This window comes from Brevibacillus sp. MS2.2 (assembly GCF_013284345.1).
GTDB lineage: Bacteria > Bacillota > Bacilli > Brevibacillales > Brevibacillaceae > Brevibacillus > Brevibacillus brevis_C.
In genome coordinates this window covers 61,833-86,366 of record NZ_JABSUZ010000010.1, presented here as the reverse complement: position 1 = coordinate 86,366, position 24,534 = coordinate 61,833, and the positions used below count along the sequence as shown (strand labels likewise).

The window sequence follows — 24,534 nt, the reverse complement described above, 5'->3', positions numbered from 1 at the left end:
GTAGGTCTCCTTGGTTTAAGAGTTGCCCATGATCACAGATTCCATCGCATCGGCGACATCCTCGCAATGATCCATGACATCTTCGAGCACTTCGTACACCTCTTTGAGCTGCATGATGTGAATCGGATCGCTCGAGGTTTTGAACAATTGCCGGATGCTCCCCCTGACTAATTCATCCCCTTCACTTTCCAAATCGTTAATACGGATGATGTACTCCTTCATATCGGATAGCTTTTGCTTTTGGAGCAGTTCGATGGCCAGAAGAATTTGTTTGGTAGCTTCTTCGATGAGTTGCCCGAATCTCACCATCGTTTCATCTGGTTCCATAATGTCGTACATATAGAGCCTCGAAGCGCAAAACTCCAATCCGTCCAGCACATCATCCAGCTTGACAGCAAGGTCCAGGACGTCCTCTCGCTCGATGGCGGTAATAAATGTCTTGTTGATTTGCACGATGATTTCATGGATGAGCTTGTCGCCTTTTGTTTCGTACTCTTTCATTTCTGTAGAAAAGGTTTTGACAGTCTCCAATGAAGTAATCTTGTATTCATTAAAATAGATCGCTGTTTGATGCACATTTTTCGCAATCTCATACAAGTCATCCAAGAGTGCGTCCGATTTGGTAAAAAGCATAAACAAACCTCCACTTCCAAAACCCGAATAGGAGTATTTTGAGTGGAGGAGGTAGGGATTATGCACTTTTTCACTAACTCTTTACGTCGTGAGTAATTGGGCTGCCATATAGACGGCCACTCCCCACATAATTACCGCTGAAACCATATTCAGGCCACGCTGCAATTTTCCAGACCGATCTAATCGTCCTGCCGTACGACCAGCTACGGAAAGGCCGAAAAACCAGAGGCAGGATACGAGGATGCTGGCTATCGTAAAACCCCATTTCTCTGTTCCGGTATAGCTGAGTGAGCTGGTGCCGATCACGCCGATCGTATCGAGAATCGCATGCGGGTTCAACAAAGAGACAGAGGCAGCAAACATGATTTGTTTTTTGGCCGAAAAGCGTTCTTTCTCTCCATCCTCCGTATTGGGACGGCTACGCCACGTTAAATATCCCATATACACTAAAAAGAAGAAGCCGACGACATACAGAACGGTTTTCAGCCATGTGACTGTCAATACGACCAAAGAGACTCCGAATACCGCCAATAAAATGAGCAGGGTATCGCAGAGTGCCGCAGTCAGTACGACGGGCATGGCGCGAAGTAATGTAGGTTGTAGAGCCCCTTGATTAAAAACGAAAACATTTTGTGCGCCGAGCGGTAAAATAAGTCCAAAAGCAAGCACAAAACCGTGCAAAATCGCTTCCAGCATGATCATTTCCTCCCCGTTTCTCTCTGGATGCAAAGGCTATTTGCATTACTGTCATTATTCACGGTTGAGTACCTGTTGTCTCCAGCCAATTGGTTTACATCCAAACCAACCAATTTGTACAATGATAAGACGAGGAGGAATGTGCCTGTGCTGACGATAGACTGGAAGCCTGACAAATCATCTGACATACCGATCTACGCGCAGATCGTGGCTTATATCAAGGGGAAAATCGCAGGCGGAGAGTGGCCGATCAATAGTAAATTGCCTACACAAAGAGCGTTAGCGCAAGCCTTTGATGTAAACCGCAGCACGGTAGTGACGGCGTTGGAAGAGCTAAAAGCGGATGGCTTCATTGAAGCAACGGTAGGCAGTGGCTCCGTCGTTAGCAACAACACGTGGTCCTTGCTGACGACCGCCCCTCCCCCGAATTGGCTGGGATACGTTCAGGCAGGGGCGCATCTACCCAACTCGCCGACGATTCAGGATATCAATCATTATGAGCCAGACCCGAGGTACATTCGTTTGGGGACAGGTGAGCTGTCACCCGGCTTGATTCCTGTTGCGGAGATGGAAGAGGTCATGGCTAGCTTGCAAGGCAAAATGACACATCTCGGATATTCGGAGCCAAAAGGGCTGTTGCCTTTGCGCCAGGCGATCAGCAACCATTTGCGGGGCAGGGGGATCGAAGCTTCTCCATCGTCTATTTTGGTCGTTTCGGGGGCCCTTCAAGCCTTGCAGTTGATATCGATTGGCATCCTTCACCGTGGATCTGCCATCTTGCTCGAACAACCTTCGTATTTATTCTCGCTGCCTTTGTTTCAATCATCGGGAATGCGTCTGGTTGGTGTACCGATGGATGAAGAAGGAATCTCTCCCCAAGTGCTAACGAGGCAAAAACAGGCGCATAACGCTGCCCTACTCTATACGATTTCGGCTTACCACAATCCGACGGGGATTAGCCTATCAGAGAATCGAAGGGAGCAAGTGCTGGCTGCATGCGAGCGGGAGAGACTGCCTGTGTTAGAAGACGATGTTTATGGAGAATTGTGGTTAGACGAACCGGGGCCATTACCGTTGAAGGCGAGGGATCAGAGCGGGCTGGTCTTGTATTTGGGCAGCTTGTCCAAAACACTTAGTCCGGGACTGCGGATTGGCTGGATTGTAGGGCCTGAGCCTGTCATTGAACGCCTCGCAGATGTGAAAATGCAGACGGACTACGGAGCGAGTGCCATTTCCCAATGGGTGGCGACAGAATGGCTCACAAGCGAGAGATATTCCCGGCATTTGGATCAGCTAAGAGCGGCACTGCGACAGCGAAGGGACAGGATGTGTGAATGGCTAAGTCGCTGGTTTGACGATCTGGCAGATTGGCGTACGCCACATGGCGGTTTTTATATTTGGCTGCGTCTGCATCAGGCTGTTTCCATGCGCAAGCTTTTTACGGAAGCATTGGCAAAAGGTGTACTGTTAAATCCCGGCTTTGTATATGATCAGACGGATAGTCATCATCTTCGCTTGTCCTACGTGTACGCAGAGGAAGTCGACATGGAAAAGGCGTTATTTGTCTTATCGCAGCTCCTGCGTGGCAGAGGGTAATGGAAAGAAGACACCTGCTTGGCTCAGGTGTCTTCTGCTATATCAATGATAAGGGAACTGCGTGGAGTACCCGCTAAACTGCTGATAAGCTTGCTGTAGTTGTTGCTGTTCGGCAGCTTCCAGCTTGTACCATCCCTTTTGGAACATGAGATTGAAAGCATCGCGTGCTGACTGATGGGTTTCATTCAAAATTTGTACCATATCATCATAAAGCTGCTGGTGGCTGGCTTCACGAACGGCAATGTTAAAGTTATCCGTTAAATACTTGCACGTAGCCAGACAGTCGTTGAGGTAGTCACGATCGTTCATTTGCGGACCTTTTACTTGTGGCAACTGACCGGATTGCGGATTGGCGATCTGGTTTTGGTTTGGCATCCCGATTCCTCCCTTATTGCATTTGATGTTGTGGTTGGGATTGCTGCTGTTGTTGCTGGGACTGTGTCTGCGGAATGGTCGCCATCACTGCGGTGTTGTTGTTTTGCAGGTGACTCAGCAGTTTTTGGTAGTGACGCTGGTGCATTTGTCCTTGCTGTTCCAGACATTGCTTGACCTGGGGATCAGTTGCTTGCTGTGCGAAAGCATGCAGCTTTTTGAAAGCGATCAGTTCCCATGACAAAGCATCCTTGAGATAGCTCAAATCCTTTGTCGTAATGACCTTGGGCGGTTCGGGAATCGGAGCTTGTGTAAAGGGCTTGGAAGACAGGATGGATGGCATCGGGTTGCTCCTTTCAGATGGAATCATGTATAGGATGAGCAACAAGCCAGGATGTAACCCCTGAGGATTACAACCAAAAAAAATCCGGTCGCAAAGGACCGGATCAGGTTAGCTCCAGCGAAGAAACGACGATGTCGATGCTGGCGGGAGCGATATTGAGACAATATTGAGCTTCTTTGTACAACGTAGTTTGAAGTGCATGGATAAGTGCTGGAATATTTGTCATGTAAGGCAGTTGAAGAGCAATTGAAATCTGGAAACGAGGCAAATCCTCAAAGCTGGAGACGATTTTGACCACATGATGGACCTCGTCAAACTGGTCGCAAGTCGCTTCCACGATTTTTCGCAACACCTGAGGATGAATCATGATGCGTCCACCGGAAAACGGAGGATGAACCACGGTTGTTTCCCCGATGACTTCTTTTTTTTAGCTGAAAATTTTTTGGGCAGAGGAGCTGAGGCGCTGGAGGAAATATTTTTATACCTACACACGCGGAATCGGTATCGTGTGCTTGCCCATTGTTTCCCGCACGTAGCGGGCAGCCTCGATTTCCTGCGGCGGCTTGATGGATTCAATCGGGATGAAGTCCACCTGAAAAGGCAAATGCAGCGCTTCGACGATACGACCAATCATCCGCTGCGAAGTTCCTAACACGAGTAGTCGGTTTGGTTGAATCTCGCCAAGACTGCGCCGTACTTCTTCCGCGTGCTCCTTATAATGAAAAATAGCTCGTTTTACCGCCTGAATTTTTGTCTTCTCATATTTGGCAGAGGTTCCGGCCACCTTGCGTCCCTGGTAAATCAGGATGCCATCATCAATGATGGCGTCGATGTTCATTCGGTGAGCAAGTTCTAATGCACTGGTGCTTTTTCCTGTTCCACTGGTGCCGTACAAGGCGTAAATTTCCATGGGACCTCCTCGTCATTTTTCTCGACTATGCTTGATCTTTTTTATTATACATGACAAGGAGGGGGGACAAAACGACTTTACTGGTATTGTGCCCCCATCTCCCGCGATCTTTCCACAGCACGCAGAATGGCTGCAGTGACGGCCTCCTGGAATTGATAGGCTTCCAATACTTCCAGTCCTGCCTGGGTCGTTCCACCCGGACTCGTTACTTTTTTGCGGAGAATCGAAGGCTCTTCGCGCGTGTCGAGCAGCATATGTGCCGCGCCGATTACGGTTTGCAGTGTTAATTGGCGTGCCATTTCCCGATCCAGCCCCGCGGTGGCACCTGCCCCCATCATGGCTTCTACTAAATAGTAAATATAAGCAGGACCACTTCCAGACAATCCAGTAATGATGTCCAGCTCTTCTTCGGCGACTTCATATACGGTGCCAATTGCTTCGAAAAGTTTGGTAGCCAGCTCGCGGTGCTCTTCCTGGACAAAAGGATTCGCGCACAGTCCTGTAGCAGACAAACCAACGGCAGACGAAGTATTGGGCATCGTGCGGATGATCGGGCATTCTGCACCGAGCCACTCTCCGATCAAGCTGGTAGAGACGCCAGCAATCACCGAAATGATTAACTGGTCGGAACGAACGACCCCGCGCAAATCCTGCAAAGCCTCTGCGGCATCCTTCGGCTTGATGGCCAAAATCAAAATATCGGAAGAACGGACAACCTCAAATTTGTCCTGAGTAGCAGTTACCCCGTAGTCATTTGCCAACTCTTCCAAACGCTCCATATTGTTGCGGTTCGTGACGGAAATACGCTCAGAAGGGAGTAAGCCTTTCTTTACGATACCGGAAAGCATGGCCTCCACGATCGAGCCTGCACCGAGAAAACCGATCCGCCCTTCTGTAATCGCTGTTACTTGGTTACTCATGGTGATTCCCTCCCTTTGGACTATCGGATTTGGCCGTTTCCGCGTACGACATACTTGTAAGAAGTGAGCGCTGGCAAGCCCATTGGCCCACGAGCGTGGAGCTTTTGCGTGCTGATGCCGATCTCGGCACCGAAGCCGAATTCTCCACCATCTGTAAACCGGGTAGAGGCGTTATGATAAACCGCTGTAGCATCGATCGCAGTCAAAAACTGACGGGCAGCGACTTCATCTTCCGTTACGATTGCCTCGGAATGACCGGAAGTATGCGCAGTAATATGGTCAATGGCCTCGCTCAGGCTATCGACAGTGCGAACCGCGAGAATTAGCGCAGAGTATTCCGTATCCCAGTCTTCTGCTGTTGCATGGTGCAGTTGAGCGGCGAGGTCGGAATGCAGCTCTATCGTACGCTCACAAGCACGGAGCTCGACACCCTTCGCCAGTAGCTTTTGGAGCAAGGCTCGTTGATTTTCCAGTGGCCAATTGCGATGCATGAGCAGTGTTTCGGCAGCATTGCAAACGGCAGGTCGACTTGTTTTGGCATTGATCACGATACTTTCAGCCATGTCGTACTGAGCGGCTTCATCCACATAAATGTGGCAATTGCCGACGCCTGTTTCGAGTACAGGAACGCTTGCGATTTGCAGAACCCGCTGGATCAGTCCTGCCCCACCCCGAGGGATGATGACATCGACGAGTCCATTGGCGGTGCACAAGTAATCGACAGAGGTATGTTCGGCAAAAGGCAAGTACTGTACCGCTTCTGCGTCAAGTCCGGTGGCAGTGAGCGCTTGACGAATGCTAGTCACCAACGCGAGGTTGCTGTGAACAGCGCTGTGGCTGCCGCGCAAGACGATTGCATTGCCCGTTTTGATGGCGATAGCTGCAGCGTCAACGGTGACGTTCGGTCTGGCTTCGTACACCATTCCAATAACACCGAATGGGACGCGGATTTGTTCGATAAAAAGTCCGTTTGGTCGTGTCCACGAGTCGATTCGTTCCCCGACCGGATCATCGAGGGATACCAGCTGCGCCAGGCTATCTACGAGCTGGGCAATTCGCTCTGGCGTCAGCAGGAGACGATCCAGATAGGAAGGAGGCTGACCGTCTGCTTCCGCGAGGGCGATGTCCTTGGCGTTTTCTGAGAGAATGACAGCCTCATCTGCCAGTAGCTGGTTGCCGATTGCGACGAGCACCTGGTCTTTTTGTTTGCGAGAGAGTATGGCCGTTTTTCGTGAAGCCTGTTTGGCCAGGCTTACTTGTGTATGCACTTTTTCTTTCAAGCTTTCCATGGTTTCTCCAACTCCTTCTTTCTATTTACATGGATTCGTTTTGATGACAGGCGTCCATTCATCCCGATGTATAACAGTACCGCTGTGTCGCGTTACGTTATCAGGGGAAAGAAAATCACTTAACTGTGTTGCAGTAAATCTGCTGATACCGCGACCGATCAGCGTACCCTCACAGTAAACCTCGATAACTTCACCTTGCTCGAACATGCCGGATACATCGCGGACACCTGCCAAGAGCAAGCTTTTGCTGTTTTCCAAAATCGCTTCTGCTGCACCGCTATCAACCGTGATTTTACCGCGGGTAGGGGAGTGAAGCGCAATCCATTGTTTGCGTGTAGGAACGCCGTTCGTTGCAGGCGCTTCTGGATGATAGTTGACGTAGGTACCATTCCCGTTGCCAGTAAGGACATCCAGTAAATCAGTGGGATTCGTCAATTTTCCGATAAAGCCGGGAATTCCTAATGATTGGGCGGTTTTTGCTGAGATCAGCTTGGAGCGCATACCTCCAGTTCCTAGTTGGGAAGCTCCACCTGCAAGTGCCTCGATTTCGTCCGTTACACATTCGAGCCAGCCCATGCGTTTGGCATCAGTATGATAACGTGGGTCTTTGTCGTACAAACCATTCGTATCAGTCAGGATCATGTACAAATCGGCATGGATGAGACCAGCGACGAGAGCACCAAGCATATCATTGTCTCCGAAGGTCAATTCCGCTACGGATACCGTGTCATTTTCATTGATAATTGGCAAAATGTTTTTATCCAAAAGCAGTGACAACGTGGAAAATGCGTGCTGATACCGTTCCTTGTGAGAAAAGTCACCGCGTGTCAGCAAGATTTGCGCCACGCTGAAGTTATGGGCGCCGAACATCTGCGTATAGGTTTGCATCAACAAGCTTTGCCCAATGGCCGCGGCTGCTTGCTTGGCTGCCAAGGATCGCGGTCGCTGCTGATAGCCGAGACTTTGATAGCCGCTGGCGACAGCTCCCGAGGAGACTAAGACAACCTGGTGCCCCGCTTCGCGCAATTGGCTGATAGCCGAGACGAGCAGCGACATTTTCGCCGGATCAACACCGCCTGTAGCTGCTGCAATTGAACTGCTCCCCACCTTTACTACCAAACGCAACTTACCCTTTTTCATGCGTAAAACCCCCTTCTTGCATACAAAAAAGCCCTCTCGTCTCTTTGATAAGGACGAAAGGGCTTGATAACCTCACGCGGTACCACCTTATTTGACGTTTTGGACTGAAGACATACTTCAGCCAAGAAACGCCCGGCTCTCTTTCTTTGATAACAGGTGAAAGAAACCTGTCCAGGTCTTCCCTGGATGCTCTGGGGTGGGTTCAAACCGATTCAAGGACGAAACCTCTCAGCCGGTGGATTTCGCTCTCTGGACCTGAAGGGCGGTTTTACTATTCCCCGTCATTGCCGCTCACTATGTGCTTATTAATTAACTATTATTCGCTTGATCCACAAGAAATGTCAAGAGGCTTATTGAAATTGTTCATTCCCATAAGCGCCCAACCGTGATTTGATTTCGAAGCGCTTGGTCTTTTGATCGCGCACGAGTCGGTAGCGCAGCGTGCGGTCAGAAGCAAAAGAAGAATCGGTTACATCTTCTACAGTCACATTGAGTTCTCCATTGTTTTTTTGGACAGTCGTGTTTCGTACCGAGATCAAAGTCGGATAGTCGACGCGTGGGATTGCTACGTATACTTTTTCCTTCACCAGCTTGGTTGTCATGTTGTCGTACATGGCTTCTGCCAGTGGACGGCTCCAAAAACGCCCGAAGTACCCCGTTATCTTGTCTTTACTATCGAAGCGCTTAGGCAATTCACGAAAGACGAGACCATCCTCAATCACAGATTTGCCCTTCGCGTTGTCCGCAGCAGCATAATACACATTTTCTAGCTGATGCTCGGCTTGCTTCAAAAAGAGGACGACATCCATTTTGTTATCGCCAAGCTTTTGGATGGCAGACTGCTTGACAGGCTTACTCTGTGTTTTGGCCTTGGTTTTTGCCTGCTCCTGCTTTACTTGCGTCAGGCATCCTGTGACGAGCAAAGAGAGAACGAGAATAAACATCCAGTTTTTCCAATTGACTTTCATGGTGCACCTCACTTGGGAGCAGTCGTTTTATGTTAGCGTGTGTGTGAAAAAAGACAAATAGCCCAGTTAATATATGGATAGGGGTTGTCTGACTCTCGGATTATGTCTATCATGGAGAGAGTTGGACAGATCGAACGATTGAGGTGGAATATATGTTTGGGTTTGGCAAAAAAGCAAAAAAGCCGGACGGTATTGATGTTTTGATTATCAAAACCGATGAAGCGAAAAACCGCAACTTTTATCAGGTTGCTTTTCCGAGTGTGGTAGCGAATGATATTTTGTCCATGCTGCAAAAATTGGAGAAATCAAAAATGAACAAGCAAGAGTTCCTAGGGGAAATTGGCGGTTTCCGTATCGTAACCCACTTGGAAGCCTTGACTGGTTTTGAAATTTTGGATGAGGCGGATATGGAGGCACATCCGATACAGATTCAAGATTTTGCCAACATGCTTCTGCGTCGTTTGGAAGCTTTGGAAGAGAGTGGCAAGTTCGGTGAAAACGAAGATTTAGCGTTCCTCATGGGCGAATTGACTATGCTGCGTGATGGTAGCTTTGTACCACAAGACTAAGATTAATAACGAGGGCCGTTGGGATAACCGACGGCTCTTTTTCATTTCCCGTTGGACATAGGCCTTATGGCAGGAGGCTTAGTCGTCCTCGCCAGTTTTTCGCTAGTATATCCGTATGAGGGACCGCTCTTGGGATTTTCGTCCTGTTCACTCTCATCAACATTTTCTTATATCGGCTGCTTGTGACCAAGGGACCAGGCTGGTTAGAGCAGATTGAAGGATAGTCAGCGTATAGAGAAAAAGGATATAATTGGGCCGCTCATACAAAGTGCGGTTCTTTTTCATTTGTTTTGAAAAAGTATAACAAAGTTCCGTTTTCATCCCGATACAAGAAAGAGAGAGATCAGACCCAGGAAAATAGACCAATATGGCAGGAATGGATGCTACTGGGGACGAATTCCAAAAAAAGGGAGTAAGGCAACGATCATGGAAAGAAAGGAGTTATCGTAAGTCATGGTAAAGCGTTTTGCTATCGTTTTTCTCTTGGCACTGCTAGTGGTGCAAAGCGTTTTTTCAGGGAGTGCGAATGCGGCTGCACCTGGCATGTATACAGACATACAGGGACATTGGGCGCGTGAGCAAATCAACGAAATGGCGGATCTGGGCATCGTAAAGAGGAAGGGATATCAGCCTTTTTACCCAAACAAGCCAGTTACTCGAGGCGAAGCTTTGGCTATGCTCAATCGCGTTTTTGAGACGATATATGGACCGATTGAAAAGCCAGAACGCAAGCCAAACCTGGATCACCGCTATCTACTCCGGGGGGAAGTAGATCAACTGCTGAGCAATCTAAAGACCATGATGAAAATCGAAACGGACGATTTGGGTAAGTTTGATCCAGGAGACCGGATGCTGTACTATCTATATTTGGCTGAAACCGGGCACCTGATGAAAAAGCAAGAGAAGGAAAATCCGGACTGGTGGATGTCCAGTGCCGGGATGCAGTGGCCATTGACGAGAGAAGAAGCCAGCTTGATGCTATTTCATATGCTGGCACCACAAAAATACCGTACAGCTAATATTAAACCACAAGATACAGTCTCTTTCTTTAACAGCCATTACGAATGGAAGCGCGACCGCTTCTATCGGGATACATATTCACCGTACCCGCTGGCGATCCGGGAATTCAATCTGTTTCTCACGGACAAGACCTTTTCTCCGAACAAGATTCTGACGCGTGCAGAATACATCGTTGTGATGGATCGACTGATTGATTATTACCGGATGGATGTAGCTTCGCAGTTCCGTGGTTCATCTGCGAATCAGCAGCACATCGCGCAGGTGTATTTACGAGCAGCGAATTTGGCGTACGAAACCAAAAATCAGAAGCAGTTGTCTGCGCTCTTTACAGACGATGCGCTCAAAAGTATGGCAAAGCTGGAGCAAGTGCCCACGTACAACGGACCGGTAAAAGTATCGGTCAAGGCTGACGAAAACAATTCGAAAACCCTCTGGGTGATTGCTCATTATGTAGACCCGAAAAACGGAGACTTCCAGATTGAATACCGATTGGAAGAAGACGCATCCAACGCTTATGGACGCAAGATCACCACACTGATTTACTCGCAAAAATAGCACAGAAAAAGGGGCACTGGACAATTGACGCCCCTTTTCTTTTCTTTCGCGAAGTGACGATTGCAACTGACAGAATTTTCGATTACAATAAAAACTGAACGGTGATTCAGTTGGTGGGAGCGTAACATCTCCGGGCATGTAAGACAGCCAAAACGTGGGATGTCATTTTTTAACCCACAAACTGAATGAGCATTCATTCAACTTAAGACATGTGCTGATGTACACAGGAATATCTATAGAGAAAGTAGAAGTTTTAAAAATGATCTTCTAGTCTGAAAATTAGGTATTCACTGTTGCGAGGCCATTCTTTTGACCATGAATAAGCCATGACTAGGTTTTTTAAAAGGAGGATTTGGAGATGGAACGCAAAATTCGCAAGGCGGCAGTTCTCGGTTCAGGCGTTATGGGCGCCGGGATCGCAGCACATTTAGCCAACGTCGGTATTCCCACTTATTTACTGGACATCGTGCCGCGTGAATTGACAGCAGATGAGAGTACAAAAGGGCTTTCTTTGTCTGATCGCGTGGTGAAAAACCGGATCGCACAAGCGGGCCGTGACCGACTTTTGAAGGAGAAGCCGGCGCCGCTCTACGATAAAAAGAACATCGACCTGATTACAGTTGGTAACTTCGAAGACCATCTCTCTTGCTTGAGCGAGGTCGATTGGATTATTGAGGTCGTTGTCGAGAACATCGAGGTGAAGAAAAGCGTCTTCGCTATGGTAGAAGCGCATCGCAAGCCAGGGACAATCGTGTCTTCCAATACGTCTGGGGTTTCCATCAACGAAATGGCAGAGGGACGCTCTGATGACTTCCGCAAGCATTTCCTCGGCACACACTTTTTTAACCCACCACGCTACTTGAAGCTGTTGGAGCTGATCCCAGGTCTAGATACAGACCCGCAAGTCATCTCTTTCATGAGGCATTTTGGTGAGCATGTGCTCGGAAAAGGAATGGTTGTTTGCAAGGATACACCTAACTTTATTGCCAATCGCATCGGTACATATGGATTGCAGGTTTCGATCCACGAAATGGTGCGACTGGGGCTTGGGGTAGATGAGGTAGATGCTTTGACAGGTCCGGTCATCGGCCGTCCGAAAAGCGCTACGTTCCGCACACTAGATGTCGTCGGACTGGATACGTACGTGCATGTGGCGGGTAATGTCAGGAACAAAAGCACGGATGAGCAGGAGCGCTCGGTTTTCGAAGTACCGGAGTTCGTTCTGCAAATGGTGGAGAAAAGATGGATCGGGCAAAAGGCTGGTCAAGGCTTTTTCAAGCAGGTGAAGACAGAGAAAGGCAAAGAGATTATGGCACTGTCGGTTGACACGCTGGAATATCGTCCAAGTGTGAGGCCGAAGTTCGCTTCCCTCGAAACAGCCAAAACAGTCAAGACATTGCCTGAGAAGTTGAGAGCGCTCGCATACGGCAAGGACAAGGGCAGTGAGTTTGTCTGGAGTGTTTTCAAAAAGGTACTGCTGTACTCTGCTGAAAAAGCTCATGAGATCGCAGACGATATCGTCTCTGTTGATCAGGCCATGAAGTGGGGCTTCGGCTGGGAGATGGGGCCGTTCGAAACATGGGATGCCATTGGTCTCGAAAAGTCAGTAGCAAAAATGCGTGAGGAAAACGAGAAGATTCCGGCACTTGTCGAAGAGCTGCTTGCGAGTGGGAAAACCTCCTTTTATCAAAAAGAGCAAGGGAAGCGCAGCGTGTTTTCCATCGGAGGCACCTACAAGGACGTTGAAGAGAGTAAAGAAAACATCAACTTGGCTGCACTTAAGGAACAAGGCAAGCTGATCAAGAAAAATGCGGGTGCCGCCTTGGTCGATTTGGGCGATGGAGTTGCATGTCTGGAATTTACCTCCCCGCACAATGCACTTGGGATGGATGTCTTGCAGATGGCAAGTCAGGCCGCAGAGGAAGTGCAGAAGAATTTCGCCGGTCTGGTTATCGGTAATCAAGGCAAAAACTTCTGCGTCGGGATGAATCTCGCAATGGCATTGATGGAAGCACAGGATGAGAATTGGCTGGAGCTCGACATGCTCGTCACGAACTTCCACAAAACAGCACGGGCACTGCGCTACATGCATCGTCCAGTCGTCGCAGCACCGTTTGGCATGACGCTGGGCGGCGGTGTTGAGGTGGTCTATCTCGCGGATCGTGTACAGGTTTCGGCAGAGACGTACCTTGGACTGGTTGAAGTGGGAGTAGGGCTTCTGCCAGGTGGAGGAGGAACGAAGGAGATGCTGTTCCGAGCAATGGAAAACGTTCCAGAGGGAGGCAGCATGCCAGTTGATCCGTTCCCATTCGTTGCGAAGGCGTTTGAAGCCATTGCCATGGCAAAGGTATCTACGAGCGGTCAGGAAGCCATCAATCTGGGGTACCTGCGACCGACCGACCGCATCAGCGTGAATGCTGATCATTTGTTGTACGATGCGAAGCAGCTAGTGCTCACGATGGATAAAGAGGGCTACACGCCGCCAGCGCCACGCAAAATTCGCGTCATCGGAGAAACGGGTTATGCGAACCTGCGCCAAAATATTTACGCCATGAAGAAGAGTGGATATATTTCCGAGCATGATGAGCTGATCGCAAGCAAAGTTGCCTATGTCATGTCCGGTGGTAACGTGCCAGCGGGTACAGAAGTAACAGAGAGCTACATTCTGGAGCTGGAAAAGCAAGCGTTCCTCGAACTGATCAAGACGCCGAAAAGCCAGCAACGGATGCAGCACATGCTGACTAAAAACAAGCCTTTGCGTAACTAGGGAGAGGGAGGGATAACGATGAGAGAAGCAGTTATTGTCGCGGGCGCCCGCACCGCTATCGGTAAATCGAAAAAAGGAAGTCTCAAGGATTTTCACCCAGTCGATATGGGAGCCGCAGTTGTCAGCGACCTGTTGCGCCGCGTGCCACAGCTCGATCCGGCTGATATCGAGGATATCATCATGGGGACGGCTGTACCGGAAGCTGAGCAAGGCATGAATATGGCTCGCCTGATCGGACTGCGTGCCGGATTGCCGACAAATGTATCGGGAATCACGATCAATCGTTTTTGCTCCTCCGGTTTGCAGACGATTGCTTACGCTGCTCAGCAGATCATGGTTGGCAGCTCCGATGTGGTTGTCGCTGGCGGGGTGGAGAGCATGAGTCTGGTACCAATGCTCGGTCACAAAATCGCACTCAATCCGACTCTGGTAGAAACGAAGCCGGAAGCGTACATGAGTATGGGCCATACGGCTGAAGAAGTAGCGAAGAGGTACAACATTTCTCGTGAGGATCAGGATGCTTTTGCTCTGCAAAGCCATCAGCGTGCGACGGCTGCGATTGCTTCAGGGAAATTCCAGGATGAAATCGTACCTTTGACAGTCAAGCAGCATTTTGTCGATGAAGCTGGCAAGGTTCATGTTCAGGAACGTGTTTTCGACAAGGATGAAGGAGCGCGCTCGGACACCACGATGGAGGCACTCGCGAAGCTCAGGCCGGTCTTTCATGTACAAGGTAGCGTAACAGCAGGAAACTCCTCGCAAACGAGCGATGGCGCGGCAGCAGTTCTCGTGATGTCTGCCGAAAAAGCAGCCGAACTGGGTGTCGAGCCGATTGCCAAGTTCCGTTCCTTTACAGTTGGCGGCGTAGACCCTGATGTCATGGGGATTGGTCCGGTTGTCGCGATTCCAAAAGCATTGAAGCTGGCGGGAATCAGCTTGGAGGATGTCGATCTGTTTGAGTTAAACGAAGCGTTCGCTTCTCAATCGATTGCCGTCATTCGCGAGCTGGGACTCGATCCTGAAAAGGTCAATGTAAATGGTGGGGCAATCGCATTAGGGCATCCACTCGGTTGCAGTGGTGCCAAGCTGACCGTCCAGCTTTTGAATGAAATGAAGCGCAGAGGCGGCAAATACGGAGTCGTTACGATGTGTATCGGTGGTGGAATGGGAGCCGCTGGCGTTTTTGAAATGATCTAATTTTCATATAAGGAGAGGGATAGTAATGGCAGAAACAAAAGATTTGATCCGCGGTGGAAGCTTTTTGATCGATGCAGGTTCAGCTGATGATGTATTCGTGCCAGAAGAATACACCGAAGAGCAAAAGATGATTGCCAAAACGACGGAGGATTTCGTCAACAATGAAGTTCGTCCTCATTTGGAAGAGCTTGAAAACCACCAATTTGATATTTCGGTTCGTCTGCTGAAGGAAGCAGGGGAGCTCGGTCTATTGGCTGGAGACGTTCCGGAGAAATACGAGGGACTAGGGCTGGATAAAGTCAGCACGGCACTCGTAACAGAGAAGTTCTCGCTGGCTCGCGGCTTTGCGCTCAGCTACGGCGCCCATGTCGGGATCGGTTCACTGCCGATCGTGTACTTTGGAAACGAGGAGCAAAAACAGCGCTACCTGCCTGATCTGGCGTCTGGAAAACGAATCGCTGCCTACTGCCTGACAGAGCCAGGCTCTGGCTCAGATGCGCTGGGTGCGAAAACGACAGCGACTCTCTCCGCAGATGGCACGCACTATATTCTCAATGGAGAGAAGCAATGGATCACAAACGCTGGCTTTGCTGATGTATTTATCGTATACGCGAAAATTGATGGCGAGAAATTTACTGCCTTTATCGTCGAGCGTACATTCCCAGGTGTTTCGTTTGGACCGGAAGAGAAGAAGATGGGGATCAAATGCTCCTCGACACGCACGGTCATTTTGCAAGATGTACCTGTGCCGGTAGACAATTTGCTCGGTGAGCCTGGAAGAGGTCACGTGATCGCGTTCAACATTTTGAACGTGGGTCGTTACAAGCTCGCGGTAGGCGCAGTCGGCTCCGCGAAAAAAGCGGTGGAACTCGCGACGAACTACGCAAAAGAGCGCAAGCAGTTCAAAACGCCAATTGCCAACTTTACCTTAATCAAAAACAAACTGGCGAACATGGCAGTGAAAACGTATGCGGCTGAAAGCTCCGTCTATCGGACAGTGGGTCTGTTCGATACAGCGCTGACTCGTTTGGGTGAAAAAGCGGATGATGGCGCGGAAGTTGCGAAAGCGATTGCTGATTATGCAATCGAATGCTCGATCAATAAAGTATTTGCCACTGAGGTTCTGGATTACTGCGTGGACGAAGGTGTGCAAATCCACGGTGGATACGGCTTTATGTCCGAGTATGAGATCGAGAACATGTACCGTGACTCGCGGATTAACCGCATTTTCGAAGGAACGAACGAAATCAACCGCATGCTCATCCCGGATACGCTCGTGAAAAAGGCGATGAAAGGCGAACTGCCGCTCCTGCAAGCAGCAAGCAGCCTGCAAGCAGATCTGATGAGCTATTATCCAGAAGAAATTGAAGATGCACCTTTGGCTATGGAAAAGCATCTGATCAACATCACGCGCAAAATCATTTTGATGGTGGCTGGTTCTGCGATGATGAAATACCAACAAGCGATGTCCAAAGAACAGGAACTCTTGGCATTCGCGGCTGACATGCTAATCGAGCTGTATGCAATGGACAGCATCGTGAAGCGGACAGAGAAAGCAATGGCGGCAAATGGCCTCGAAGCCGAGCAGCAAAAGCTGGAAATGACCGCTGTCTATGTACATGAGGCATTCGACCGTATCGAAGGCTGGGCAAAAGAAGCATTGGCGGCAATGGAAGAGGGCGACGAGCTTCGTCTGCGCCTCTCGATCCTGAAAAAGCTGACCCGCCGCACGCCGATCAACACGGTAGCACTGAAACGTTCAATTGCAGACCGCGTGATCGAAGCGGGAGCGTATGTGGTGTAGTTCGAAATAGTAAAAGGAAAAAGGAGCAAAGCTCAACGCTTTGCTCCTTTCGTATTTAACGCACTTGCTTCACCTTCGAAATCCCGCCATCGTGAATTGTCACTTTGACGTTCACCGCTCCCAGAGAAGAAGGCTGAAGCGGTAGTGCTCCATTTTGCTGCATTCGTTTCCATTCTTGCGGATATTTCCGATAAAGGGTGTGACCGAGCTGAAGCGTGTCCATCTGCTGCTTCCGACCTTTTTCGTACAGCCCCCGAATCTCCTCTTCAATTTTTTTCGCGGCTTCTTTTTCGATTTCCCGAACGGGGCTTATGTGCTGATATTGTGGTATGAAACCTAGCAGCTCCACATCAATCTGAAACGCGACTTGATTGTCTCGCAACAGCGGCTGTATCTTTACTTTTGGTTTTTGCAGGACAAGGTTTGCGAGAGGTTGCTTGCCTTTTTTTACGGTCAGTAACGATCGGTTGGTATGTTCGTCTAACCAGCGCAATCCGAGCAGTTCAGAGCGCGGCCAGCATCCCTTGACCTCCTTGTTTTGCAGCATGCAGGCACCCGTTGTTTTAAGCTGGGGTAAAGGTTTGTTGTCCTCTGTCCAGGTCTTTCTGTTAATAGAGAGCATTGGCAAATAGACGACCTTGTTGGGCTCATCTCTTTTACTGACAAATTGAAATAGCTTCATCGGGTATATCACGGAGTTTTGCTTGTGAAGATCCTGTGGATTGGACAATTGCGAGTAAATGACAGGCTGGTTGAATACTTGCTTGGGCGTAAGAATATCCATCAGTGGATCTTTGGTCGCATACGTCCAGATTGTGTAGCGAAATTCGTAAAACCGATCAAGCTCATCGATGACCTGATCGAGATGCTGGTGTTTCAGTACTTGTTCACTGAGAACCAGAGAGCGAATATGACTCCAAGTCATTTGCTCCTGATTCGTGGGATAGAGACTAAAGAGGGCGCTCACAAAAGAATCGCCGACCCCTTTTGCAATGGCGACCCCACTCGCAGACCGTTCTCCTCCCGCTTCTTGTTTGGCGATGGTAGAGAAGCTCAATATTTGGGCGTATACCTCGAACTTATTGTCCACATAATCGACCCCAAGCGCATTGACATAAAGCAGATTCTCAATTTCACGCGCGTTCCAGCAGCCACATAGCAGGAGTGGAAGGAGGAGGAGGACAGCTATTGCTCGGATGTGAGCCATGTCAGGAGCCCTTCCTTTTTTCAGGATTATGCAGGAACTCAGGACTTTTCTCCACTTTGCGCCATGGTGTGCGGAACAGCGTTTTATACAAATCAGGCCAAGAGGTCGGGGCAAGTGGAGACAAATAGTACACGCCAAAAGAGCGCATGTTGGAAAAGAACAGAACCATTGCGAGAAGCGACATCATGAAGCCAAACATCCCGAGAAGCGAGCATAAGAGCAATATCCCGAACCGAAACAGTGTGACTGACGAGACGATATGCTGATTGGATAACGTAAAGGTAGCCATTACGGAAAGCGCGACAATGACAAGACTCCCTGTGGAGGTTAAACCAGCCGATATCGCTGCCTGTCCGACGATCAGGCCTCCTACAACAGATAGTGTTTGACCGATGGACAGAGGAAGGCGCAAACCAGCCTCCTTGAATAGATCAAACAAGAGCACCATGAGCAAAACCTCCAAGGCAGCCGGCAATGGAACACCTTGTCTCGATTTGACGATGGTAGCAATGAGTGTATAGGGAAGCTGTTCCTGATGATATGTAATGAGTCCTACCCAAAAGCCGGGTAAAAAAAGGGCGATGATGACACAGGCGAGTCGTAGAATCCGAACAAATACGACGGAAAAAACAGAGGAGCTGCTATCTTCAGCAGCGTTTAGCAGCATGAAAAAGTTTACAGGACCAATAAGCGAAATGGGAGAGCCATCGACCAAAACGGCAAATCGTCCCTTTAACAGGGCATTTACCACATAATCGGGTCTTCCCGTGTATTGAAACTCTGGCAAAAGAGTAAAGGGTGATCGAGATAATCTTTCTTCTACTTGCATACCGCTAATGATGCCTTTGCTATCAAGAGCGTTCATTCTGTCTTGAATTTCTTTCAACAACGGCGGATCGATTTGGTCCTGCAAATACAACAAACCAACACGCGTATGCGTGTGGCTGCCGATGATATACGGGACGAATTTTAATTGATGCGTCCGCAGCCTTTTGCGGATGAGTCCCAGATTCGTATTCATTTCTTCTGTAAAGCCATCTCGGGGGCCGCTAATCGAGGCGTCTGTATTCGTTTCCTCGGGTTCGCGCCTGGGAGGATTGCCAGTCTCCACATAATAGACTGCTTGAAAGTCTTCAAACACCAGCAATAAATTTCCGGAAAAAACGTGCCTGCATATCCAATCGACATTCGTCGGCTGCGCCAGCTCATTCATGAAAAAGAGCCGTTTCTCAAATAACTCTTCTGCATGGAGAATGTCTTCGTTGACAAAAAGTTGAATGAGCTGCGGCATCAAGTACTCACTGATGTGATCTAAATCGCAAATACAGTCGGCGTAGATAAAATGCACACGAGTGGGAGAGCGTCCTGGGATCAGCGTGTGTGTATCTATGCATACGTCATTACAGTCTTCAAACAAATCTTGAAACGCTTGTACAGAAATCGAGGGTAATTCTTTAACAGCTGATGCTGGCGTATACCCTTTGACCTTGGCAAACCTACGATTCTTCATGTTGTTTCCTCCTAGGGGCGAAGGCTGTCAAGAGAGCGAAAACGACGGAAAGAGACAGGGCCAATACCAACAGACTAGGCATAATCTGTTTCGATAAAAGGCTGTAATATTGAATCGCACTCATCGGATAGAGGGAGAGGGCAGAAGAGAAGAAAAAGAGCCCGATCAACCACCAAGTCCGCTTCTTGCCATAAGGAATCATCAGGATCTCTACAATGAGCAAAAGCGATAGAGAAATTCGCGTAAAGGCACCGCTAAACCATTGGTATATGCTCAGGAAATCGAGATGCTCGATATACAGGCCGATATTGGCAAGTCGCCATTCTTCATAGGCAGGATAGCGCAATTTTCCGGCTTTATCAGGACCGAATTCTACGATCGCCCCTAGGGTTGGCCCGAATGTAAGGCCAATCATGACAAACGCCAGGATGAATAGTTGATAGTACGGCACTTTGGATTGTAGATGGTGTTTCAAAAATAAAAAGAGGAGCAGCTCGACAAAGCCAGTGCCCGCATACATCATTCCTTTTAACACAGGGGGCATCCCATTTTCCATGATGGGGAGGAGAAGACTGTAATCCTTGTTTGGAAAGTTGGTAGACATGACGAAAAATCCTAAGAGCACGACGAATGGCAAAAGGACAGATGAGGTAATGGCGATAGAGCGGATTCCAAACAGGGCATTTACGAGACACAGGACTGCAAACAAAATCGTATTTACCCCCAGAGGTGTTTCTGGAGCAAACGATAAATTGATCCAGGTAATCGTATCAGTCATCGTCATGGTGGCGATTGCGAAGCAGTAGATACATGTCAGCAGCGCCAAAACAAAATACAGAGGGAAGCCGTAAGTCTGTTTCATCCACTGGAACAGATGCTTATTCTCAGTTTGTTTATAGACCGAATAGAGCAAACCAGTCCACAACAAGTAAAGCAGCCCAGCTAACAAAACCGAGATCCAGGAGTCTCTTTTTGCCGAATCTAGCATCATCGGAATGACGATGACATGGTTCATCAATCCGTTGGTTAAAAGCAGCATGACGACGATTTGTGTAAAAGATAATCCGTTTTTCATGATTTCCCCGCCAAAGTAATCTCGTACTCCCAACAGTATTTGCAGGGTGTTGGGATTTATTCGATTCAGCGGCAGAATGTGCCAAGTCGCATGCATATTTTGGGAAGCTCTCACGAACGCTAATGGAAACATACTTCGTAAAAGGGCGGGAGCTGTAGGAGATGGCGATGAGAGGGTGGCTGAGAAGAAAAAAGACATCTGTCAAAGACAGGATGAGCCACTCGAGTGAGCCTATCCGTGTCCGGGAAATCAGTGAGCGATTAAGTGATAACCTTGCGGAGCTGAATGCGATATTTACGCTTACACCCGATTTGGTCATTCGGACGTTTGCGTGCCAGCATATAGATGGCATGGTTACACTCGTCTACCTGAATAGCTTGGTTGACAAAAATTCGATTAATAATAATGTGCTTCGTCCACTTTTGTCACACCCAGTGGGTGAGAAATCGACTCTTTTTGACCTGTTATCTGTCGGGAAGGTATCCGTTGCCTACGACTTTCGGAAAGTAGAAACCGAGATTTTGCTTGGGAGCAGTCTTTTATTTATCGAGGGTCGAAAAGAAGTGCTTGTGATCGAAACGAATGGATGGCCGCAGCGGGCAATAGAAGACCCGCAGTTGGAGGCTGCGCTTAAGGGAGGACACCAAGGGTTTGTCGAAACGGACGCCCAGAACATTGCCCTCATTCGCCGCTATATTCCCAACCGTGAATTAAAAATAAAAGAAATGTGGCTGGGAGAACGAGGCCTTACAAAGCTATCGATCATGTACTTGGCTGATGTGGCGAATCCGGAAATATTACAGGAGATGGAAGATCGGCTCAAGATGATCAAGGTTGACACGATTCTCAATGCGTCTGAACTGGAGGAGTATATCGAGGATAATCCTTATTCGCTGTTTCCGCAGTTTTTGACCTCAGAGCGGCCCGACACAGTTGCCTCTCACATCTTGCAAGGGAAGATTGCTGTCGTTGTCGATCGCTCTCCAAGCGTATTAATCGGTCCGGCTACTTTCGCTTCCTTTTTTCAAAGCGTTGACGATTACGGTACACGTTGGCCTGTCGCCACGTTTATTCGCTTGCTTCGATATTTAGCTTTTTTGATTGCTACTTTTTTACCCGCGATTTATATTGCGTTGATTTCTTTCAATTATGAGGTGATCCCACTCGATTTGATTTTGTCAGTCGGAGAGTCCCGCGAAAGGGTTCCATTCCCACCCTTGTTAGAGGCATTTATTATGGAGCTCACACTGGAAATGCTCCGGGAATCGGGTATTCGCTTGCCGGCTCCTATTGGACAAACTGTGGGTATTGTGGGAGGTATCGTGATTGGTCAAGCGGTTGTGCAAGCAGGGATTGTGAGCAATATTATGGTGATCGTCGTTGCATTTACAGCGATCTCATCCTTTATTATTCCGAACTACGATATGGCCTCGGCAGTCAGGCTTATTCGTTTTTTGATGATGATCCTCGCTGCGATGTTTGGGTTCGTTGGAATTATTGTGGGATTAATGGCACTGATTGGCCATTTGATTACGCTGGAATCATTAGGTGTTCCTTATGGAGGCCCTCTTGCTCCTGTGCGCTTCGGCGATTGGAAAGATTTGTTTATCCGCCTGCCACTATGGAAAATGAAAGAGCGTCCCCTGTCAGCCTATACGATTGAAGAGGAAAGACAAGGCGATAATCGGCCAAGGGAGGACGGGTGATGAAAAAATATACGTACAACCAATTGAGCGTCCTTCAGTACATTCTCCTCATTCATGGGGCACAAGTAGGGATCGGCGTATTGACGATTCCCAGAGAATTGGCGGAGAAGGCGAGCACCGACGGATGGATATCGCTTTTGATCGGATGGCTTGCGGCAACGCTAGTCAGTCTCGTCATCACGAACATGATGAAGCAGTATCCGGAGAAGACGATCATCGATATATTCCCATTGATCCTGGGCAAGTGGCTCGGTCGTATCGCTATTGTTTTCATGTTCATTTATTGCGGGGTTGCAGCGTTCGTTTTGCTGATAAATGCCACGGGAATCATTAATGTTTGGCTCCTGTCTCAGACACCCGCCTATGTTGTCGTGTTCCTTTTTACGCTGCCGACTTATTTTGTTCTCCAGGGAGGGGTTCGCGCCATAGGAAGGTACGCCGAGCTCGTATTCTATCTTACGCTTTGGATACCTTTTGTTCTCACGACGGCTTATCGAGAGGTTCATTGGTTAAACTTGCTGCCATTGATCAAGGACGGCTGGCACCCGATATGGGAAGCGAGCAAATCCACCGTACTCTCCTTTCTTGGATTTGAGTTTGGTTATTTTGCCTACCCTTTTCTTCAAAAAAAGCAATATGCGCCTCTTGGCATTGTCATTGCGAATACATTGACGTTGTTTGTGTATCTGTCTGTCGTTGTCGTTTGCTTTGCATACTTTAGCCCCGATGAAATTACGCAGTATACATGGCCTACGCTCAATTTATGGAAAGCCATTGAGTTCCGCTTTTTAGAACGTGTCGATATTCTTTTTCTCTCTACTTATATGTTTATATTGTCAACGACTGCATTGCCGTACATCTATTTCTGTGTCTTTTCATCCAGTCAGTTATTCGGCATGAAGGATCACCGCAAGCATTTGCGCCTGTTCCTTCTTCTGGTTCCAGTGGCGCTATTGTTTTATACGCCATCCTTTATTGATCTGAAGAAATCGATACAAATTTGGAGCTTTGCAGGCTTGGGCTTTGCTTATGCGCTTCCTCTACTGGCTTGGGGGCCGATCAGGCTATCGAAACGAGCAGAAAGGGGGGAAAAAGCGTGAGGGCATTTGCTCAGATTCTGTTATTGAGCTTGCTGGTAACGATGTTGACAGGTTGCAGGGATCAGATCAATTTGGAGGATACCACTTTATCACTGATGGTCGGAATTGATTTGAACGAAAAAAATGAGCTTCTCTTTTATATCTCAAGCCCGGTGTTCAATCGGGAGGCGAAGGAAAAATCTGAGGAATACGGTATCCGGTCATCTACCATTAGAGAGTCGAGAATGGGTTTTGATGAGCGAGTGACAGGCTTGACCCAAGCAGGCAAAATTCAGGTGCTTGTGATGGGGAAAAAGCTGCTGGCTCACCCGGACTGGTTTCGGCTGCTGGATGTCGTTTTTCGGGATGCAAAATTCAGTGTCAACGCCCGCATGGCTGTGCTTGACGGTCCATTGCATGAGTTGTTTGATTTTAAACCAAAGGACAAGCCTCGTCTAGCCATTCATGTAACAACGCTGATAGATACAGCCAATAACCGAAATCTGACGGTAAAGACGAGGGCGCAGGAGCTCCATCGGCAAATGTATGAAAAAGGGATGACGCCTACCATGACTGAGTTGAAAAAAGAAAAGCGGGCGGTCAAGGTAACAGGGACGGCTTTGTTAAAACAAAATGGGACGTACGCAAGCCTGATAGAACCGCGGGATACGATTCTTTTGCAAACGCTGCTCCATGAAAAGCAAGGGGAACTGTCCGTCACCATCCCGATTAAAGAGCCGAACGATCAAAAACAAATATCGAAAGACAGGATCAGTTTTTTTATCAAGGGAGTCAAAAAAAAAGTAAAAACAACCTATCAGAACGGTCGGTTTCATTTTGACGTTCATTTCAACTTGCGAGTGTCCATATCAGAGCGAATGTTTCCGTTCGACATGGAAAAGGACCACAAAAAGATGGAGAGAATGATCAGTGACGAGTTACAGAAGGATTACATGAAGTTAATCAAGAAATGCCAGGAAATCGGTGCAGACCCATTTGGGTTTGGTCTCTATGCGCGTGCCTATGAATATAAGGAATACAAAAAGGTAGAGAATGATTGGACGAAGGCTTTTTCCAATGCCAAAGTTGAAATCAAGTCAGACGTATCGATCAAGGGAAATGGTGTCGTAAAGTGAAGACAGAAAGACAAAACCCCCTGGCAATCAGTAAATGCCAAG

20 protein-coding genes and 1 pseudogene are annotated in these 24,534 nt (G+C 48.5%); 9 read left to right on the top strand and 12 right to left on the bottom strand.

All coding sequences use genetic code 11. The features are described 5' to 3' along the window. Positions 1-15: 15 nt before the first annotated feature. Both HP568_RS11745 and HP568_RS11740 read right to left on the bottom strand, forming a co-directional pair. The gene (locus HP568_RS11745; protein WP_048034636.1) at positions 16-633 is read right to left on the bottom strand and encodes a DUF47 domain-containing protein; all 618 of its coding nucleotides are present in this window, start codon (positions 631-633) and stop codon (positions 16-18) included. 81 nt (positions 634-714) lie between these two features. Then, positions 715-1,329: a LysE/ArgO family amino acid transporter gene (locus HP568_RS11740; RefSeq protein ID WP_048034635.1), complete on the bottom strand. Its 615-nt coding sequence runs from the start codon at positions 1,327-1,329 to the stop codon at positions 715-717. 147 nt (positions 1,330-1,476) lie between these two features. Between HP568_RS11740 and HP568_RS11735 the strand changes: the two genes are divergently transcribed. After that, on the top strand, positions 1,477-2,925 hold the full coding sequence (locus HP568_RS11735; protein ID WP_173629161.1) for an aminotransferase-like domain-containing protein: 1,449 nt from the start codon (positions 1,477-1,479) through the stop codon (positions 2,923-2,925). A gap of 42 nt (positions 2,926-2,967) precedes the next feature. Here HP568_RS11735 and HP568_RS11730 read toward each other — a convergent pair whose 3' ends face one another. From HP568_RS11730 to HP568_RS11700, 7 genes and pseudogenes are all read right to left on the bottom strand, one after another. Next, positions 2,968-3,300 (bottom strand): spore coat protein, encoded by a 333-nt coding sequence (locus HP568_RS11730; protein ID WP_007718473.1) that lies wholly within the window; start codon positions 3,298-3,300, stop codon positions 2,968-2,970. Positions 3,301-3,313: 13 nt separating this feature from the next. Continuing rightward, positions 3,314-3,640: a ferritin-like domain-containing protein gene (locus HP568_RS11725; protein WP_173629210.1), complete on the bottom strand. Its 327-nt coding sequence runs from the start codon at positions 3,638-3,640 to the stop codon at positions 3,314-3,316. A 103-nt stretch (positions 3,641-3,743) separates the two neighbouring features. Then, positions 3,744-4,550 (bottom strand): annotated as a pseudogene (locus tag HP568_RS11720) (hypothetical protein). A 77-nt stretch (positions 4,551-4,627) separates the two neighbouring features. Continuing rightward, positions 4,628-5,470, bottom strand: a complete 843-nt coding sequence (proC, locus tag HP568_RS11715; protein WP_173629160.1) for a pyrroline-5-carboxylate reductase — start codon at positions 5,468-5,470, stop codon at positions 4,628-4,630. 20 nt (positions 5,471-5,490) lie between these two features. Continuing rightward, entirely contained in the window at positions 5,491-6,759 is a 1,269-nt protein-coding gene (locus HP568_RS11710; RefSeq protein WP_173629159.1) for a glutamate-5-semialdehyde dehydrogenase, read from the bottom strand. A 21-nt stretch (positions 6,760-6,780) separates the two neighbouring features. Beyond that, the gene (gene proB / locus HP568_RS11705) at positions 6,781-7,899 is read right to left on the bottom strand and encodes a glutamate 5-kinase (protein WP_173629158.1); all 1,119 of its coding nucleotides are present in this window, start codon (positions 7,897-7,899) and stop codon (positions 6,781-6,783) included. A 350-nt stretch (positions 7,900-8,249) separates the two neighbouring features. Further along, positions 8,250-8,867, bottom strand: a complete 618-nt coding sequence (locus HP568_RS11700) for a hypothetical protein (RefSeq protein ID WP_173629157.1) — start codon at positions 8,865-8,867, stop codon at positions 8,250-8,252. Positions 8,868-9,019: 152 nt separating this feature from the next. Between HP568_RS11700 and HP568_RS11695 the strand changes: the two genes are divergently transcribed. The 5 genes from HP568_RS11695 to HP568_RS11675 all read left to right on the top strand — a co-directional run bounded on the left by HP568_RS11695 (position 9,020) and on the right by HP568_RS11675 (position 16,779). Continuing rightward, positions 9,020-9,436, top strand: coding sequence for a hypothetical protein (locus tag HP568_RS11695; protein ID WP_056492027.1), 417 nt, complete (start codon positions 9,020-9,022; stop codon positions 9,434-9,436). A 453-nt stretch (positions 9,437-9,889) separates the two neighbouring features. Next, positions 9,890-11,011, top strand: a complete 1,122-nt coding sequence (locus tag HP568_RS11690) for an S-layer homology domain-containing protein (protein WP_173629156.1) — start codon at positions 9,890-9,892, stop codon at positions 11,009-11,011. A gap of 358 nt (positions 11,012-11,369) precedes the next feature. Continuing rightward, a complete protein-coding gene (locus tag HP568_RS11685; RefSeq protein ID WP_173629155.1) occupies positions 11,370-13,778 on the top strand; it encodes a 3-hydroxyacyl-CoA dehydrogenase/enoyl-CoA hydratase family protein in 2,409 nt (802 codons plus the stop codon). Between the two features lie 18 nt (positions 13,779-13,796). After that, a complete protein-coding gene (locus HP568_RS11680; protein ID WP_048034625.1) occupies positions 13,797-14,975 on the top strand; it encodes an acetyl-CoA C-acetyltransferase in 1,179 nt (392 codons plus the stop codon). A 25-nt stretch (positions 14,976-15,000) separates the two neighbouring features. Then, entirely contained in the window at positions 15,001-16,779 is a 1,779-nt protein-coding gene (locus HP568_RS11675) for an acyl-CoA dehydrogenase family protein (protein ID WP_048034624.1), read from the top strand. A gap of 55 nt (positions 16,780-16,834) precedes the next feature. Here the strand turns inward: HP568_RS11675 and HP568_RS11670 are convergent, their stop codons facing one another. The 3 genes from HP568_RS11670 to HP568_RS11660 are packed head-to-tail and all read right to left on the bottom strand — an operon-like array spanning position 16,835 to position 20,685. Next, positions 16,835-17,986, bottom strand: a complete 1,152-nt coding sequence (locus tag HP568_RS11670; RefSeq protein ID WP_173629154.1) for a Ger(x)C family spore germination protein — start codon at positions 17,984-17,986, stop codon at positions 16,835-16,837. A gap of 1 nt (position 17,987) precedes the next feature. Then, positions 17,988-19,496 carry a spore germination protein gene (locus HP568_RS11665; RefSeq protein ID WP_173629153.1) on the bottom strand — a complete coding sequence of 503 codons (1,509 nt, stop codon included), beginning with the start codon at positions 19,494-19,496 and terminating at the stop codon, positions 17,988-17,990. Then, positions 19,483-20,685 carry an endospore germination permease gene (locus HP568_RS11660; protein ID WP_309142217.1) on the bottom strand — a complete coding sequence of 401 codons (1,203 nt, stop codon included), beginning with the start codon at positions 20,683-20,685 and terminating at the stop codon, positions 19,483-19,485. The genes HP568_RS11665 and HP568_RS11660 overlap by 14 nt, the downstream gene beginning before the upstream one ends. Positions 20,686-20,732: 47 nt before the next feature. On the opposite strand from HP568_RS11660, the gene HP568_RS11655 reads away from it, so the two are divergent. From HP568_RS11655 to HP568_RS11645, 3 genes are read left to right on the top strand one after another with little or no spacing between them, the layout of a single operon-like run. Next, positions 20,733-22,277 (top strand): spore germination protein, encoded by a 1,545-nt coding sequence (locus HP568_RS11655; protein ID WP_173629152.1) that lies wholly within the window; start codon positions 20,733-20,735, stop codon positions 22,275-22,277. Beyond that, positions 22,277-23,377: a GerAB/ArcD/ProY family transporter gene (locus HP568_RS11650; RefSeq protein ID WP_048034620.1), complete on the top strand. Its 1,101-nt coding sequence runs from the start codon at positions 22,277-22,279 to the stop codon at positions 23,375-23,377. The genes HP568_RS11655 and HP568_RS11650 overlap by 1 nt, the downstream gene beginning before the upstream one ends. After that, the gene (locus HP568_RS11645; protein ID WP_048034619.1) at positions 23,374-24,492 is read left to right on the top strand and encodes a Ger(x)C family spore germination protein; all 1,119 of its coding nucleotides are present in this window, start codon (positions 23,374-23,376) and stop codon (positions 24,490-24,492) included. Before HP568_RS11650 ends, HP568_RS11645 begins: the two co-directional genes overlap by 4 nt. The last annotated feature ends 42 nt before the right edge of the window (positions 24,493-24,534 follow it).

Excerpts from the sequence above, each read along its gene's own strand:
- proC (WP_173629160.1), bottom strand. The coding sequence starts at position 5,470 with ATGAGTAACCAAGTAACAGCGATTACAGAAGGGCGGATCGGTTTTCTC.
- HP568_RS11745 (WP_048034636.1), bottom strand. The coding sequence starts at position 633 with ATGCTTTTTACCAAATCGGACGCACTCTTGGATGACTTGTATGAGATT.
- HP568_RS11740 (WP_048034635.1), bottom strand. The coding sequence starts at position 1,329 with ATGCTGGAAGCGATTTTGCACGGTTTTGTGCTTGCTTTTGGACTTATT.
- HP568_RS11665 (WP_173629153.1), bottom strand. The coding sequence starts at position 19,496 with ATGAAGAATCGTAGGTTTGCCAAGGTCAAAGGGTATACGCCAGCATCA.
- HP568_RS11685 (WP_173629155.1), top strand. The coding sequence starts at position 11,370 with ATGGAACGCAAAATTCGCAAGGCGGCAGTTCTCGGTTCAGGCGTTATG.
- HP568_RS11700 (WP_173629157.1), bottom strand. The coding sequence starts at position 8,867 with ATGAAAGTCAATTGGAAAAACTGGATGTTTATTCTCGTTCTCTCTTTG.
- HP568_RS11680 (WP_048034625.1), top strand. The coding sequence starts at position 13,797 with ATGAGAGAAGCAGTTATTGTCGCGGGCGCCCGCACCGCTATCGGTAAA.
- HP568_RS11725 (WP_173629210.1), bottom strand. The coding sequence starts at position 3,640 with ATGCCATCCATCCTGTCTTCCAAGCCCTTTACACAAGCTCCGATTCCC.
- HP568_RS11695 (WP_056492027.1), top strand. The coding sequence starts at position 9,020 with ATGTTTGGGTTTGGCAAAAAAGCAAAAAAGCCGGACGGTATTGATGTT.
- HP568_RS11690 (WP_173629156.1), top strand. The coding sequence starts at position 9,890 with ATGGTAAAGCGTTTTGCTATCGTTTTTCTCTTGGCACTGCTAGTGGTG.
- HP568_RS11655 (WP_173629152.1), top strand. The coding sequence starts at position 20,733 with ATGGCGATGAGAGGGTGGCTGAGAAGAAAAAAGACATCTGTCAAAGAC.
- HP568_RS11675 (WP_048034624.1), top strand. The coding sequence starts at position 15,001 with ATGGCAGAAACAAAAGATTTGATCCGCGGTGGAAGCTTTTTGATCGAT.
- HP568_RS11650 (WP_048034620.1), top strand. The coding sequence starts at position 22,277 with ATGAAAAAATATACGTACAACCAATTGAGCGTCCTTCAGTACATTCTC.
- HP568_RS11730 (WP_007718473.1), bottom strand. The coding sequence starts at position 3,300 with ATGCCAAACCAAAACCAGATCGCCAATCCGCAATCCGGTCAGTTGCCA.
- HP568_RS11710 (WP_173629159.1), bottom strand. The coding sequence starts at position 6,759 with ATGGAAAGCTTGAAAGAAAAAGTGCATACACAAGTAAGCCTGGCCAAA.
- HP568_RS11670 (WP_173629154.1), bottom strand. The coding sequence starts at position 17,986 with ATGGCTCACATCCGAGCAATAGCTGTCCTCCTCCTCCTTCCACTCCTG.
- proB (WP_173629158.1), bottom strand. The coding sequence starts at position 7,899 with ATGAAAAAGGGTAAGTTGCGTTTGGTAGTAAAGGTGGGGAGCAGTTCA.